Genomic DNA, 15,263 nt, shown 5'->3' with positions numbered 1-15,263 from the left:
TTCAAAAAATATGATGAATCATTACGGCCGGAAGCGGCCCCGATCAACGCATAAGCGTTTGTTATTATTGTAAATTATCCTTCTGCGCCCACCGGGATCAGGACGGGCGGCCGCCCCGCTTGACGTGGAGGTCGCCCTTCGAGGGCGCTGGCTGGGTGACATTGACCGGGTCGGACGCCGGAAAGGTCTCTTCGAGCCCCTCCTCCAGGGCGTCGTCGAGCCGGCGCTTTTCCTCTGAAACGGCCGAGCCGGTCTCGACGGGGGCAACACTGCGCGGTCCGGTCATGGGATGTCCTCCCGTCGGGAATGGCGCCAGAGACGCGATTTGGGAGATGCGATTTGGCTGGCCATCCAACCATGCTAGATGACGACACCGCCAGGAAATTCAAGAAGGGCCGGGACGTCCATGAAGCACATCACCTGCATTGAGGATCTGCGCCAGCTGCACAAGCGCAGGGTTCCCAAGGCGTTTTTCGACTACGCGGACCGCGGCTCCTACACCGAGGACACGCTGCGCGCCAATTCCGAGGATCTTCGCCAGATCAAGTTCCGCCAGCGTATCCTGGTCGACGTCTCCAAGCGCGATCTCTCCACCACGATCCTCGGCGAGCCAGCCGCGATGCCGCTGATCCTCGCGCCGGTCGGCCTGCTCGGCATGCAGCATGGCGACGGCGAGATTCATGCCTGCCGCGCTGCCCAAGCCGCCGGCATTCCCTTTACCCAGAGCACGATGTCGATCTGCTCGATCGAGGATATCGCAGCCGCCGTCGACAAGCCGTTCTGGTTCCAGCTCTACGTGATGAAGGACCGCGGTTTCGTCAAGGCGCTGATCGAGCGCGCGATCGCGGCGAAATGCTCGGCGCTGGTGCTGACCGTCGACCTGCAGGTGATCGGCCAGCGCCACCAGGACATCAAGAACGGCATGTCGGTGCCGCCGGAATGGTCGCTGTCGAAACTGCTCGACTTCGCCAGCAAGCCGTCATGGGTCGCCGGCGTGCTGCGCGGCAAGCGCCGCAGCTTCGGCAACATCGTCGGCCACGTCAAAGGCACCGAGGATCTCACCAAGCTGTCGGAATGGACCGCGTCGCAGTTCGATACCTCGCTGAACTGGAAGGACATCGACTGGATCCGCTCGATCTGGCCGGGCAAGCTGATCCTGAAAGGCATTCTCGACGTCGAGGACGCCGAGATCGCGGCCAAGACCGGCGCGCAGGCCATTGTCGTCTCCAACCATGGCGGCCGCCAACTCGACGGCGCGCCGTCATCGATCGAGGTGCTGCCCGAAATCGTCGACACGGTCGGCTCGAAAATGGAGATCATGTTCGACGGCGGCATCCGCTCCGGCCAGGACGTGATGCGGGCACTCGCGCTCGGCGCCAAATCCTGCATGATCGGCCGCGCCTATGCCTATGGCCTGGGCGCCGGCGGACAGGCCGGCGTCGCCAAGGCGCTCGACATCATCGCCAAGGAAATGCTCACCACCATGGGATTGTGCGGCGTCAACACGATCGCCGAGATCGACGATAACGTGCTGGCGGTGTGAGACGGATCAAACTCTATCGTCGTCCCGGCGAACGCCGGGAACCATACGCCGCGGCCCTTCAGTTAGGCGATGTGGTAGACGCCTTCAATCTACAGTAAACAGTCGTGGTTATGGGTCCCTGCGCCAAGTGCGCAATTGCGCACAAGGCAGGGACGACCCGTTGAGAGAGCTCAGCAGGAACCCCTCACATCGGCGGCGTGATCCCGTCGCGACCGACATTAACGCGAGCCGCTTCCAGCGTGCCGTCGTCCTTCTTCACCGCGCTGAAGATAATCACCTTGGCGCCCGGCTTCAGTTCGGACTTGTCGCCGGCGACGAAGGTGACGACGGGCGTACCCTCCGGCACCACGACTTTCTTTTCGCCGTCCTTGTATTTGACCAGGATGTTCTGGCCGTCGGTGCCCTTCACCGTCTGCGCGACGGTGGCATTGGTCATGGTCGAGTTGGGGCGCTGGTCCCAGGGCCGGAAGCCTTCGGCCGCGCCGCGCTGGTTCTCGGGGAAGATATGCACCGCGACCGCCTTCTGGGTGCCGTCCGGCTCCGGCATCCCGGTAACGCCGATATAGGAGCCTTCCTTGATGTCAGACAGTTCGGTCTTGGCAACGCCGAACACCGCGACATTGTCGGTGACGCGCACCTTCATGTCGGTGCCCTCGCGCGACTTGATCGACAGCATGGGCCCGTCGACGGCCTCGATGGTGCCGCGAATGCGGATCGTCGGCGGCTGTTGCGCCCACGCCGCCGATCCAAGCAGGGTGACAAAGGCCAGCGAGGCCGCGAGCCCGCGCGGCCATGAAGAAGATTGCAGCATGGTATTCCTCCCGAGGTGTATTGGCGCCCAACTCAACGCAAACACCGGACGGGAGTAGCTATTCCCGGGGGCGACTTCACATCGGCGGGGTCAGCCCGTCGCGGCCGACGCTGACACGGCTGGTCTCGAAGGAGCCGTCCGGCAGCTTCTTCATGAAGGCGATCACCTTGGCGCCGGGCTTGAGGTCGGACTTGCCGGCGGGAACGTAGGTCACGACCGGCGTCTCCGGGGAGACCACGACTTTCTTCTCGCCGCCTTTGTATTTGATCATCAGGGTATGACCGTCATTGCCGACCACGGACTCCGCCACAGTGGCGTTGGTCATGGTGGAGTTGGGACGCAGGTCATAGGGCCGCGAGCCCTCGCCGGTGCCGCGCATCGCTTCCGGAAACACATGCACCTCCACCGCGTTCTGGCTGCCGTCGGGTCCCGGCACCGTGGTGGTGCCGATGAAGGAACCGACCTTGACGTCGGACAGCGAGATCTTGCTGATCCCGACGATGTTGACGTCGCCGGTCATATGCAGCCTGACGTCCTCGCCGCCCCGCGACTTCACGGCGAGCACGTCGCCATCGACGGCCTCGATGGTGCCGCGAACGCGCGTCGGCGTCGGCGGCTGCTGGGCGATCGCGTAGAGCGTGGAGCCCGCGACCATCGCGACGGCGGCAAGCAAGCGAACGAGTTGAAAGCGACTGACGGACATGGCGGGAATCTCCGGTGGCGGCACTGACGTAACCATTGACCCCGGCTTCTCGAAAAAATTCCGGCTCAAGTCTTCGCGATCAGCCGATCATGTATTCGTGAGATCGGCTTCGACGAGCGCGCGCAGTTCCGGCGTCACCTCGGGGCGCCGGCCGAACCACAATTCGAAGCCGCGCACCGCTTGATGCAACAGCATGCCGAGCCCGTCGGCGGTCTTCAGCCCGCGCGCGCGTGAAGCCGTCAGCAATGGCGTGTCGAGCGGCACGTAGACGAGATCGGCGACGACGGCATGCGGCGGCAACCGCCCGACATCGAGTTCGAGCGGCGGCTGCCCCTTCATGCCGAGCGACGTCGTATTCACCAGCAACCCGGCGCGCGGCAGCAGATCGCCGAGCGCATCCCACGCCACCGGCAGAACGCTCGCGCCGAACTGATCCGCCAGCGCGTGGGCGCGCTCCATGGTACGGTTGGCGAGATGCACCCGCTTGATGCCACGGTCGAGCAGGCCAAACAGAACGGCGCGCGATGAGCCGCCGGCGCCGAGCACCAGCGCGTCCTCGCACCTGTCCCATCCATCAGCACATGCGTCGAGATTGTTGATAAAACCTTCGACGTCGGTGTTGGTCGAGCAGAGTTCGCCATTCTCGAACCACAGCGTATTGGCCGCGCCGACCGCGTGCGCCCGCTCGTCCGGCTTCGACAGCGAAAGCGCACGCTCCTTGTGGGGGATGGTGACGTTGGCGCCGACGAAGCCGCGCAGCGACAGCCGAAAGACGAAGTCCTGAAACTCGTCGGGCGGCACCGCCTCGATGACGTAGCCGCCCGCGATGCCGAGCGTCCGCAGCCAGTAATGATGGATCAGCGGCGAGCGCGAATGCGCAGCCGGCCATCCGATCAGGCAGGCGGCGGGAGGTTTTGTTCCAGTTGTCATGCCTGTCACATCAGGCAAGCAGCGGGCGCTGTCAATGATCATGGTCCGGAGGCCACGATCATCGACATCTCATAAGTCATCTCACGCCGCGACGCGGTGCGCGGCGATAATCTGGTCGGCGGCGCGGCCGGTAACTTCGGCCATGCGGTCGAATGCCCGCGTGAAACTACCGGCGCCGGCGGTGGCTGACCGCAATTCCACGATCAGGTCGCCGATCTCGGCCTCCGGCATGGTGGCGCGGACGCAATCCCATCCCGGCCAGTTGTCGCGGGTGTCGAAGCCCAGGATCTGGCCGCGACGCGCCGACAGGATGGCGTTGATCTTCGCCGTCGCCTCCGTCGGGCAGACGATCTCCACCATGTGGATCGGCTCCAGCAGCACCGGCTGGCACTGCGGCAGCGCCTCGCTCATACCGATCCGCGCCGCCGTGCGGAAGGCGAGATCGGAGGAGTCGACGCTGTGATAGGAGCCGTCCGTCAGCGTCACCTGCACGTCGATGACGGGGAAGCCGAGCGGGCCCTTCGCCAGGCCATCGACCACGCCCTCTTCCACTGCGCCGATATAGTTGCGTGGCACCGCGCCGCCGACGACCTTTTCGTCGAACGCGAAACCCGAGCCACGCGGCATCGGCTTGACCTCCAGCACCACGTCGCCGAACTGGCCATGGCCACCGGATTGCTTCTTGTGGCGGCCGCGCTGGGTGATCGATTTGCGGATAGTCTCCTGATAGCCGATCGCAGGTGGTTGCGATTTGACGTTGACGCCGAAGCGATCCTTGAGCCGCTCGAGCGCGACGCGCAGATGCATCTCGCCCTGTCCCCACAGCACGATGTCATGGGTCTGCTGGTTCTGGATCATCGTCAGCGACGGATCCTCCTCGTTCAGCCGCAACAGCGCCTGGCCGAGCTTGACGTCGTCCTTGCGGTCGACAGCCGCGAGCGACATCGCCAGCACCGGCGGCGTCGGCTCGAGACGCGTCAGCGCCGTTGGCGCGGTCTTGCCGCTCGACAGCGTGTCGCCGGTCTTGATTGCGTCGAGCTTGCCGAGCGCGATCGTCTCTCCGGCCTCGGCCGCGGCCCGCTTGGTGTCGTGTCCGCCGCTCACTGCGAGAATACCGGAAACCCGCCCGGCCTCACCGGAGGAAGATTGCAGCGTCGCGCCGTCATCGAGGTGGCCGGCCAGCAGCCGCGTCAGCGACAGCTTGCCGCCGTGCTGCAGATGCAGGGTCTTGAACACATAGGCCAGCGCATCCTTCTGCGACGACACGCCGAGCCGCTTCGCCGTCTCGACAACGCCGGGCGCTTCATGCCGCAGCGCCTTCATCAGCCGCAGCACGCCGTTTTCGCGGCTCGCCGCACCCAGCAGCACCGGGCAGATCAGACCTTCGCGCAACTCGCGGGCGAGGTCGTCGAACACGGCGTCGCGCGGTGGCTGGATGTCCTCCAGCAATTGCTCCATCAGCGCGTCGTCGTGGTCGGCGAGCTTTTCCAGCATCGTGAAGCGCGCTTCCTTCTCGCGGTCGAGATTGCCGCCGTCCAATGCGATGACCTCGGACGGCTTGTGTTCGCGGTAAACGAAGGCGCGTTCCAGCGCGAGATCGACAAAGCCTTCGATCAACTCGCCGTTCCAGATCGGGATCTGCCGCAGCACCAGCGGCACGCGCGAGGCCGGCTGCAGCGTCGCCAACGTCTCGCGGATGCGCTTGTTGGCGCGATCGATCTTGTTCAAAAACAGAAAACGCGGAATGCCGAGATCCTCCAGCTCGCGCAGGATGATCTGCAGTTGCGGCAGCTTTTTCTCGTCCGCCTCGCAGACCACGACCGCGGCATCGACCGCGGGCAACGCGCCGCGCATGTCGTGCGCGAACTCGATCGAGCCGGGACAATCGATAAAGGTATAACTATCGCCCATGAAGGTGGTGGTGGCGGCGGAGAGGCCCACGCCCATCTTGTGGTGACGTGCCTCGGGGCTCGCATCGCCTACGGAAGTTCCGGCATCGACGCTGCCGGCATTTTTAATGGCGCCCGTTCGCGCCAATATGGCCTCTAGAAGTGTGGTTTTACCGCTCTGGAAAGGGCCCACTAGCGCTATGCACCGTGGACCGTGGGGACTTCTGACGTCTTGTCCCATTGCCGCCTCCTTGTTTGGAGCTCGGCCCGTGATTGGGTCGGCGGATTGGATGCTCCGCCCGTCCCGTGATTTTGGCAAGCGGGAAAACGTCGCTGCGCTGCATCGAGAGCGCGATCGAAGCGCTAGCGAAGAATTAACGCCCCGGCCGGAGTTCCAGGCTTTCCAATCCGGCAGCAATGCTGACGCCAACCTGGCCCTGCACGCTCAAAGGCTGCAGCGCGATCGAATTGGCGGAGCCGCCGACCGCCAACACCGAGCATGGCGCTGCCCTGCGCCGCGCTTGCTATGCCTGGTGGTCGGAACAGCCATCGATGAACTCCGCAAGGAGGCCTGTGATCTCAGTCGGCCGCTCCAGGCTCGGCAGATGGGCGGTGCCGGTCAACATATGGCCCGCCCCGTTCGACATTGTCGCAGCCATATGACGGCATCGCTCCTGAATGTGCGGGAAATCGAGGTCACCCCAGATCACAAGCGATGGCGCCGATATCTCGCCGAGACGATCGAAGGCGGGCGCGACATCGAGGTTCGACCCGATCGGCGGCGATCGCAGCGCAATGGCGTTCATGTCGAGGAACAGCCGGCGCGCCTCGCCCGTGACACGCCCCTCGGGCTGCAGTGGACCATCCAGCCAAAGATGAGCCTTGATTGCGTTTACGCGATCCAAATCGCCGGCTTGTTCGGCGTCCTTAAGCCTGGCCATCAGGCCCTCGATGTCAGGCGGATAGGTCGGCTCAGGCGCGCCGCTCACGGCGGGCGCAATGAGAACGAGAGCGCGGACATAGGATGGATGCAGAAGCGCAGTGTCGAGCGCGATCCGTCCACCCTGAGAGCATCCAACAAGGATCGTCGGCGCGCCGTTCCCGACGGCATCAATCACCGCCAGTAAATCCGCGACTGCACAAAAGTCCTCCTTTTCCGCGCGAGTCTCGCCAAAGCCCCGCCGATCATATGCGATCGCCTTGTTGCTTGCGCCGACGGCATCCAGTTGCGCGCGCCACATGCGGCTATCGCAGACTGCGGCGTGCAGAAAGACAACAGGGTCGCCATGGCCGACGACCTTCGCAGCCAGCCTGGCTTGGCCGGACGCAATCTGATGATTCGAACTCATGATTCATGCTAGCCGGTGCCGGAGGGGGCGGCCAGCAAGCAGCCCGCGTGAGCGCAACGATATGCGCGGAAAAAGACAGGCCGGAAAGAAGCCGCCTCGATTAACGCCCCGGCCGGAGTTCCAGGCTTTCCAATCCGGCAGCAATGCTGACGCCAACCTGGCCCTGCACGCTCAAGGGCTGCAGCGCGATCGAATTGGCGGAGCCGCCGACGAGCATGTTGCCGCCGACACCGACGCCGAGCGTCGCGCTGCCCTGCGCGCCGACATAGTCGCCGGAAAGGCCGCCCGGCCCGAGGCGGGCTACAGGTGCGAACACGCCCCAGGCCAGCGCCGATTCCTGGGTGATGCCGAGATCGAGCCCGACTTTCCGGATGGTGGCGACATAGCGATCCTCGGGCATCCCTTCGGCGCGCAGCACGCAGCCGAGATGGGTGACGGAACCGACGATGAAGCCGACGCTGGCGCCGCCGCGGCACTCCAGCACGCCGACCTGCACGCGCTGCGCCTGCTGCGCATGGGCGCCGCCGATCGACGAAGCCAGCGTGGCGAGCGCGGCAAGGATGAGGAAACGACGCATGAAGAAATCTCCGGCTGAAAAACGGTGATGCGAGCAGAGCATGAAACAAGGCCGTGCCCGCGGCGCTCGGCGTTCTATGCCATAACATCACAGGCCGTGCCAGAATCACCACTACCGTCATTCCGGGGCGCGCAGAGCGCGAGCCCGGAATGACGAATCGAACTCAACAAAAAAGGCCCGCTTGCGCGGGCCTCTTCCTCGACGTGTCATCCTCAGCCGCGGTGACGATGGCGGCGCACGTGCCGGCGCGGGCCGTTGCCGTAGAATGGCTGCAGCTCGACGCCTGCGATGCCAGCGGCAACGTTCAGCCCGGTCTGTCCCTGCACGCTGATCGGCTGCAGCGCGTAGGCGTTGGCGGGACCGCCAACCAGGAAATTGCCGCCGCCGCCGACGCCGATCGATGCATTGGCGCCGACGCCGCCATAGCTGCCGGCGAGTTCGCCGCGCCCGAGCCGGCTGTTCGGCGCACTGACCGCCCAGGACAACTGCGTCTGCTCGGTGACGCCGAGATCGAGACCGATGCGCTGCACCCTGGCGATGTAGGGTTCAGGCCGGCGGCCTTCGCTGCGGAACACGCATTCGAGGCTCGTCACCGAGCCGACCACGAAGCCGACATTCTGGCCGCCCTGGCATTGCAGGATGCCGGCGCGAACCGCTGGCGCCGCGTCAGCGCTTGCGAGCGGCGCCAGCAGCGAAAGCGTGGCGAGTGTCAATGTCAGGAGTCGCATGTATCCCAGTCTCCGCATGTTGATGAACAAATTCAGCGGAGCGGACAGGATGGAAGCGCCGTGTCGAAAACATGGCGCTTCCTCAAGAAGCCGTCAAAACATCAGGCGATCACGACCTGTTGTGATTTGACACGCTTTTTTGACGCGAACCGAAAAGCCATCCCGCATCAAGTGCGGGACAGGCTTCTACTGAAACGCTTCTTATCTCAAATTGCCACAAAAGCGCTGGATGCGCTTGCAGGCGTCTTCGAGGTCGGAGGTTTTGGTCGCGTAGGAAATCCGGAACGCCGGTCCAAGCCCGAACGCAGAACCCTGCACGACAGCGACGCCTTCGCTCTCCAACAGCTCGGTGACGAAGTCTTCGTCATTGGCGATCACCTTGCCTGATGGCGAGGTCTTGCCGATGGTGCCGGCGCAGGACGGATAGACGTAGAAAGCGCCCTCCGGCCGCGGGCAGTCGATGCCCTTGGCCTGGTTGAGCATCGAGACCACGAGGTCGCGACGCTCCTTGAACACCTTGTTGTGCACGGGGATGAAGTCCTGCGGACCGTTCAGCGCCTCGACGGAAGCCCACTGCGCGATCGACGACGGGTTCGAGGTCGACTGCGACTGGATCGTCGCCATCGCCTTGATCAGGTCGGCGGGGCCGCCGGCATAGCCGATGCGCCAGCCGGTCATGCAATAGGCTTTCGACACGCCGTTCACCGTCAGCGTGCGCTCGTACAATTTCGGCTCGACCTGCGCCGGCGTTGCAAACTGGAAGTCGTCATAGACCAGGTGCTCGTACATGTCGTCGGTCATCACCCAGACATGCGGATGCTTCACCAGCACGTCGGTGATCGCCTTCAGCTCGGTGCGCGTGTAGGCGGCGCCGGTCGGGTTCGACGGCGAGCACAGGATGATCCATTTGGTCTTCGGCGTGATCGCCTTTTCCAGGTCTTCGGGGCGCAGCTTGAAGCCGCTCGACGCCGGGCACACCACCGGCACCGACTCGCCGCCGGCCAGCGCCACCATCTCGGGATAGCTGACCCAGTACGGCGCAGGGATGATGACCTCGTCGCCGGGGTTAAGCGTCGCCATCAGCGCGTTGTAGAGCACCTGCTTGCCGCCGGTGCCGACGATGATCTGGTTCGGCTTGTAGGTCAGGCCGTTCTCGCGCTGGAACTTGGCTGATATCGCCTCCTTCAGCTCGGGAATGCCGCCGACGTCGGTATACTTGGTCTTGCCGGCCTCGATGGCGCGGATCGCCGCCAGCTTGATGTTGGCGGGCGTGTCGAAATCCGGCTCGCCGGCGCCGAGGCCAATGACGTTGCGGCCCGCCGCTTTCAGCGCGCGCGCTTTGTCCGTGACCGCGATCGTCGCGGACGGCTTCACACGGGCGAGCGAGGCGGACAGGAAGGGCATCATCATCTCCTGGCAAACGCCGTGAACACTGGAATCCACGACTCTTTCTGATGGGATCGGCGTACCCTAAGACGCGGCGCGCTGCATCGCAAGAAGCTTGCCCGGATAAGGCCCAACTTTAGGGAACGTTAAAGCGGGCTCGGTACGGTCGGAGCAATGCGGCGCAATATTCGTAAAATCCAGCGGTGAAATGACTCATATCTGGCAAGGGCTGCGAACCGGCGAGTGGCTGACGGCGGCGCGAATGCGCTGCTACAGCCTGATCCTGCTCGGCCTCTCGGTCCTGTTGTTCGCCGGATGGTTCGCGGTTTCCGACGGCCTGATCGACCGCAGCGGCAAGCCGATCGGCACCGATTTTTCCAACGTCTATGCGGCAGGCACGCTGACCTGGCAGGGCCGCTCGGCGGAGGCTTACGCCCCCGCGCTCCAGCACGCGGCGGAGAAGGCGGTATTCGACGGCCGCGAGGTGCCGTTCTATGGCTGGCACTATCCGCCGTTCTTCTTCGCGATTGCCGTTCTCGTCGCCGCCGTTCCTACGCGTGGGGCCTGGCGATCTGGCTGGTGGCGAGTTTTGCGGCCTACCTCGCAGCGGTCCGCGCCATCCTGCCGCGTTAGGAAACGCTGCTGGTCGCCGCCGCCTTCCCGGCCGTGTTTGTCAATGTCGGCCACGGCCAGAATGGATTCCTCACCGCGGCCCTGCTTGGCGGCGCGCTGCACTGGCTCGATCGCAGGCCATGGCTTGCCGGCGTGCTGATCGGCCTGCTGGCCTACAAGCCGCAGTTCGGCGTCCTGATTCCGATCGCGCTTCTGGCGGGCGGACGGTGGCGCACGATCGGCGCGGCGGCGGCCACCGTTGCAGCGCTGGTCGCGGTCAGCTTCGCGCTGCTCGGCAGCGGCATCTGGCACGCCTTCGCCGACTCGATGAATTTCACGCAAACGATCGTGCTCGAACAGGGCGGCACCGGCTGGCAGAAGATCCAGTCGATCTTCTCGGCCGTCCGGGCGTGGGGCGCGAGCGTGCCTATCGCCTATGCGGTGCAGGCCTCGTTGCTCGCCATGCTCGCCGCTACGCTGGCCTGGCTGTGGCACAGCGATGCTGCCTTCGAACTCAAGGCCGCGGCGCTGGCGCTGGGCAGCCTGCTCGCGACGCGCTATGTGCTCGACTATGACCTCGTGGCGCTCGCGGTCGCGATCGCATTCGTTGCGCGGCATGGTCTGCGCCACGGCTTTCGCGATTTCGAGATCAGCCTGCTCGCCGCGGCCTGGATCGTGCCGCTGTTGTCGCGCAGCATCGCCGGGGTCACCTTCATACCCCTGGGGCTATTCGTCGAGTTGGCCCTCTATGCCTTCGTCTTGCGGCGCGCGGCACTCGATCGCGCGAGCCATGCGGTTGGCGCACACCGCGTCGCGCAAGCGTGATCTAACTTGTTCCGATGTGTTGATGGAATCATTCTGCGCGCGTGCAGTGCGGTAGAGGTTTTCGACTTTTTCCATTCCGCGGGTCTTGCGACGCGTTCATAACGGCATCATTGTTTAGCCGCGTTGCGGCGCGAAAGCCTTGCGTCCGCAGCGTTCGTGCTCCAGCGTGCGTGCTTCCCCTGACCGAGTGAAATTCCAAAAGACGATGTACAAGCTCTATTCGATGCAGCGCTCCGGCAACAGCTACAAGGTCCGCCTTGCGCTGGCGCTGCTCAACGCGCCGTATCAGGCGATCGAAGTCGACATTCTCCGAGGCGAAAGCCGCACGCCGGATTTCCTGGAGAAGAATCCCAGCGGACAGGTGCCGCTGCTGGAAGTCGCCAACGGACGCTATCTCGCCGAGTCCAACGCCATCCTCTGGTATGTCTGCGGCGGCACTTCGCTGGCCCCGGAGTCGCGGGTCGAGCGCGCCGAAGCGCTGCAGTGGATGTTCTTCGAGCAGCACGCGCTCGAGCCCAATATCGGCGCCGCCTATTTCTGGCTGTCGCTGGTCAAGGGCGGCCGCGACCTGCAGACGCATGCACTGGAGGACTGGATGGAGCGCGGCTATGCCGCGCTGCAGGTGATGGAAAACCATCTCAAGAGCTGCGCCTATTTCGCCGCGGGACAACTGACGGTCGCCGATATCGCGCTGTACGGCTACACCCACCTCGCCGACCGCTGCGACTACGATCTGGCAACCTTCCCGGCCATCCGCGCCTGGCTGCGGCGGGTCGAGCAGACCCCCGGCTTCGTGACCATGGACTGGCGGCCGGAGGCCGAGGTCGACGACCAGGCCAGCGTCGCCGCCGGCGCATAACGCCGCCGCGCCTACAGCCAGCCTCCTCACTTTCGCGCGAGCTTGCCGCCAAAGGTTAACAATAGCGGGTATAAACTTAACCTTTGCCGCGATTCCGCCATCTTCAGGGGCCGGGGCGCCGCAATGTTGCCGGCGATCATTGCAAGGTTTTCCTGACGTCGCGTGAGTCGCGGGTGATTCGTCCCGCGTTACAAGGATTTAGGCCAATGATGCGGTCATCCGGCGCGGTCGGCTTCGAGAGCAGCCGAGCGCCCGTCGCTTCTTCCCGATTACTTGGTGCCATCGCCACCTCGCTCGCGATCGGCACGCTATCGCTTTGTGTCATGGTCACCCTGACGGTGCTGTCGATCAAGGCCACCGTCGCAATGCCCATTCCGTGACAGTTGCGTCCTTTTTGTTTGCATCATTAGCGAACGCGCGATGATCGGCATCGCGACTGGACGACCAGGATGAAAACACCTGTCGGCCTTGTGACCGCCGCCCTGGCGGTCGCGATCCTGCTCGCAGTCTCGTTCCTGATCGCCACCGGCACCCGCGGCCAGGAGCAAGCATTTGGTTCGTCGGCGGGCGAACTCGAAGTCCGGACCATCGCCAGGGGCCTCGCTAATCCCTGGGCGCTGGCGTTCCTGCCCGACGGCAAGATGCTGGTGACCGAGCGGGCGGGCCGCATGCGCATCGTCAGCGCGGAAGGACAGGTCTCGCCGCCGCTCAAGGGCGTGCCTGACGTTTGGGCCTCGGGCCAAGGCGGCCTGCATGACGTTATCATCGACAAATCCTTTGCGCAGAATAGGACCCTCTATTTCTGCTTCGCCGAACGCACCGAGGGCGGCGGGCGCACCACGACTGCGCGCGCCAAACTGAACGACGGCAACGGCCGCCTCGACGAGGTCAAGATCATCTTCCGCCAGCAAGGGCCGCTGTCTTCGGGAAATCACTATGGCTGCCGCATCGCACAGGCCGACGACGGCAATCTGTTCGTGGCGCTCGGCGATCACTTCACCTACCGCGACCAAGCGCAGAATCTCGGCAACCATCTCGGCAAGATAGTCCGTATCGCGCCCGACGGATCGGTACCCCCGGGCAATCCGTTCGCGGGCCGCGCCGATGCCAAGCCGGAAATCTGGAGTTACGGGCACCGCAACATACAGGCACTTGCGATCAATCCGACGACCAGTGAGCCCTGGGAAATCGAGCATGGCCCGCGCGGCGGTGACGAGGTCAATGTTGTCGGCAAGGGCAAGAATTACGGCTGGCCGGTGATCGGCTACGGCATCGATTACTCCGGCGCGAAAATCCACAACAGCACGACCAAGGACGGCATGGAGCAGCCGCTCAAATACTGGGTGCCGTCGATCGCGCCGTCCGGCATGGCCTTCTACACCGGAAAGCTGTTTCCGAAATGGAACGGCAGCCTGTTCACCGGCGCGTTGCGCAGCGCGATGCTGGTGCGGCTGACGCTGAACGGAAACGCCGTAACGTCGGAGGAACGCCTGCTGGAGAACCTGCACGAGCGTATCAGGGACGTCCGCCAGGGACCGGACGGCGCGCTGTGGCTGCTCACAGATAGTTCGAACGGACGGGTATTGCGGGTGACGCCGGCCGCGAAGTGACGATGATCTGCGCAAAAGCGCTCACCATTTGTGAAAGATTAGAAACGCGCCGAAGGCGATGCAGGCGAAGCCGAGCGCGTGATTCCACGCCAGCGGCTCCTTCAGATAGAGCACCGAGAAGCAGGCGAACACCACCAGCGTGATCACCTCCTGCATGGTCTTGAGTTGCGCCGCCGAGTACACCGCGCTGCCCCAGCGGTTGGCTGGCACCGCCAGCCAGTATTCGACGAAGGCGATCCCCCAGCTCGCCAGCACGACCAGCGCCAGCGGGCTCTCCTTGAATTTCAGGTGGCCGTACCAGGCAAAGGTCATGAAGACGTTGGAGGCAAACAGCATCAGGATTGGCAACAGCGTCGGGGAAACAGTGGGCATCGATGTCCTCTTGCAAAATGTCGTTCGGCCTGACCAGCGGGCTTCGTAACCCGCTTCTCGGGCATTCGAATATCATTTGATTTCAAGAATGCGAAAGCCCGCTGCATCCGCGCAACGCTCTCTTAAGACTGGCGGCAGAAAGGCGTGCACAATCGCAACAATCAGGCATGCTTGCGTCTTATTCCCGGCAAGTGGCGAGAACGGGCATGCAGTTGAACTGGCGCGCAATCTCCGGTCCGGCTCTTACGATAGTGACGGCGCTGGTCGCCTTCCTGGTCGACCGACATTTCGTTCCGGTCCCCAATCCCGCGCCGCTGTTCGTCTGCATCGTCGCGCTTGCCGCCTCCGTCAGCGGCATCGTCTCCGGCATGGCCAGCGCCGCCATTGCGGTGGCATCTTCCGCGCTGTTCTTCCTCAATCACCGCGCCGCGCCTGGTTACGACATGTCGGACCTGGCGCGCATGCTGCTGCTGGCAGTCACCGCCGGCGGCACCGCGCTCATCACCGGCCTGTTGCGGCAGAAATGGGTCGATGCGTTCGCATGGGACAAGAAGCATCATGCCACCGCCGACCGCCTGTCGGCTGCGCTCGATCAGGTCGATATCGGCATCGTGCTGCTCGATGCCGATACCCGCGCCGAATTCATCAACCGCGCCTTCCGCGATTATTTCGCGCTGTCGGACGAGCAGGCCGACAGCAAGCCGCCCTTCATCGCGCTTATGTATCACGGCCGCGACACCGGCGCCTGGCAACTGCCTGAGGACGAGCTGAGCGCGTTCATTGCCAAGCGCACCGAAATGATCCGGACGGGCGATTCCACTCCGATCAACATCAATCTCGCCGACGGACAGGTGCTGCGCTTCATCTGCACGGCGCTGCCCGATGGCGGACGCATGCTGAGCTATACACCGGTCACCGACCTCGTTCGCCACAGCGACGATCCCGACAGCGCCGACTACTACCGCGCGTTACGCGGCAGCTATCGCAGCCTTGCCCACCACCTCGGCGCCGCGGAATAACGGCGGCAACGCCGGCGCTATTGCGACATTGATCCTTTCTGCCCTGTCTG

At 64.2% G+C, this 15,263-nt stretch carries 15 protein-coding genes and 2 pseudogenes; 6 read left to right on the top strand and 11 right to left on the bottom strand.

Features of this window, described 5'->3' with window-relative positions:
- Positions 1-97: 97 nt before the first annotated feature.
- Positions 98-286 (bottom strand): hypothetical protein, encoded by a 189-nt coding sequence (locus V1279_RS03895; RefSeq protein ID WP_334432626.1) that lies wholly within the window; start codon positions 284-286, stop codon positions 98-100.
- 120 nt (positions 287-406) lie between these two features.
- On the opposite strand from V1279_RS03895, the gene V1279_RS03890 reads away from it, so the two are divergent.
- Positions 407-1,543, top strand: coding sequence for an alpha-hydroxy acid oxidase (locus V1279_RS03890; RefSeq protein ID WP_334432624.1), 1,137 nt, complete (start codon positions 407-409; stop codon positions 1,541-1,543).
- A 184-nt stretch (positions 1,544-1,727) separates the two neighbouring features.
- Here the strand turns inward: V1279_RS03890 and V1279_RS03885 are convergent, their stop codons facing one another.
- From V1279_RS03885 to V1279_RS03845, 9 genes and pseudogenes are all read right to left on the bottom strand, one after another.
- The gene (locus tag V1279_RS03885) at positions 1,728-2,354 is read right to left on the bottom strand and encodes a hypothetical protein (RefSeq protein ID WP_334432622.1); all 627 of its coding nucleotides are present in this window, start codon (positions 2,352-2,354) and stop codon (positions 1,728-1,730) included.
- 76 nt (positions 2,355-2,430) lie between these two features.
- On the bottom strand, positions 2,431-3,057 hold the full coding sequence (locus tag V1279_RS03880; RefSeq protein ID WP_334432620.1) for a hypothetical protein: 627 nt from the start codon (positions 3,055-3,057) through the stop codon (positions 2,431-2,433).
- Positions 3,058-3,144: 87 nt separating this feature from the next.
- Positions 3,145-3,987: a shikimate dehydrogenase gene (locus tag V1279_RS03875; RefSeq protein WP_334432618.1), complete on the bottom strand. Its 843-nt coding sequence runs from the start codon at positions 3,985-3,987 to the stop codon at positions 3,145-3,147.
- Between the two features lie 81 nt (positions 3,988-4,068).
- On the bottom strand, positions 4,069-6,117 hold the full coding sequence (locus tag V1279_RS03870; protein ID WP_334432616.1) for an elongation factor G: 2,049 nt from the start codon (positions 6,115-6,117) through the stop codon (positions 4,069-4,071).
- Positions 6,118-6,250: 133 nt separating this feature from the next.
- Positions 6,251-6,407 (bottom strand): annotated as a pseudogene (locus tag V1279_RS03865) (DUF992 domain-containing protein); the annotation flags it as partial.
- On the bottom strand, positions 6,401-7,225 hold the full coding sequence (locus V1279_RS03860; protein WP_334432614.1) for an alpha/beta fold hydrolase: 825 nt from the start codon (positions 7,223-7,225) through the stop codon (positions 6,401-6,403). The gene V1279_RS03860 and the pseudogene V1279_RS03865, both read right to left, overlap by 7 nt.
- A gap of 100 nt (positions 7,226-7,325) precedes the next feature.
- Positions 7,326-7,802, bottom strand: a complete 477-nt coding sequence (locus tag V1279_RS03855) for a DUF992 domain-containing protein (protein ID WP_334432612.1) — start codon at positions 7,800-7,802, stop codon at positions 7,326-7,328.
- Positions 7,803-8,014: 212 nt separating this feature from the next.
- Entirely contained in the window at positions 8,015-8,530 is a 516-nt protein-coding gene (locus V1279_RS03850; RefSeq protein WP_334432610.1) for a DUF992 domain-containing protein, read from the bottom strand.
- Between the two features lie 201 nt (positions 8,531-8,731).
- Complete coding sequence (locus V1279_RS03845; protein WP_334432608.1) at positions 8,732-9,934, bottom strand: pyridoxal phosphate-dependent aminotransferase; 1,203 nt, start codon at positions 9,932-9,934, stop codon at positions 8,732-8,734.
- Positions 9,935-10,124: 190 nt separating this feature from the next.
- Between V1279_RS03845 and V1279_RS03840 the strand changes: the two are divergent.
- From V1279_RS03840 to V1279_RS03825, 4 genes and pseudogenes are all read left to right on the top strand, one after another.
- Positions 10,125-11,353 (top strand): annotated as a pseudogene (locus V1279_RS03840) (glycosyltransferase family 87 protein).
- 205 nt (positions 11,354-11,558) lie between these two features.
- Complete coding sequence (locus V1279_RS03835) at positions 11,559-12,212, top strand: glutathione S-transferase family protein (RefSeq protein ID WP_334432606.1); 654 nt, start codon at positions 11,559-11,561, stop codon at positions 12,210-12,212.
- Between the two features lie 206 nt (positions 12,213-12,418).
- The gene (locus V1279_RS03830) at positions 12,419-12,592 is read left to right on the top strand and encodes a hypothetical protein (RefSeq protein WP_334432604.1); all 174 of its coding nucleotides are present in this window, start codon (positions 12,419-12,421) and stop codon (positions 12,590-12,592) included.
- A gap of 69 nt (positions 12,593-12,661) precedes the next feature.
- Positions 12,662-13,822, top strand: a complete 1,161-nt coding sequence (locus V1279_RS03825; protein ID WP_334432601.1) for a PQQ-dependent sugar dehydrogenase — start codon at positions 12,662-12,664, stop codon at positions 13,820-13,822.
- A gap of 21 nt (positions 13,823-13,843) precedes the next feature.
- On the opposite strand, the gene V1279_RS03820 is transcribed toward V1279_RS03825, so the two are convergent.
- Positions 13,844-14,194: a DMT family protein gene (locus V1279_RS03820; RefSeq protein ID WP_275190160.1), complete on the bottom strand. Its 351-nt coding sequence runs from the start codon at positions 14,192-14,194 to the stop codon at positions 13,844-13,846.
- A 206-nt stretch (positions 14,195-14,400) separates the two neighbouring features.
- Here V1279_RS03820 and V1279_RS03815 point away from each other — a divergent pair, with 206 nt between their 5' ends.
- Positions 14,401-15,213 carry a PAS-domain containing protein gene (locus V1279_RS03815; RefSeq protein ID WP_334432598.1) on the top strand — a complete coding sequence of 271 codons (813 nt, stop codon included), beginning with the start codon at positions 14,401-14,403 and terminating at the stop codon, positions 15,211-15,213.
- Positions 15,214-15,263 lie beyond the last annotated feature (50 nt).

This window comes from Bradyrhizobium sp. AZCC 1610 (genome assembly GCF_036924515.1).
GTDB lineage: Bacteria > Pseudomonadota > Alphaproteobacteria > Rhizobiales > Xanthobacteraceae > Bradyrhizobium.
This window is presented reverse-complemented; position numbering and strand designations above follow the sequence as displayed.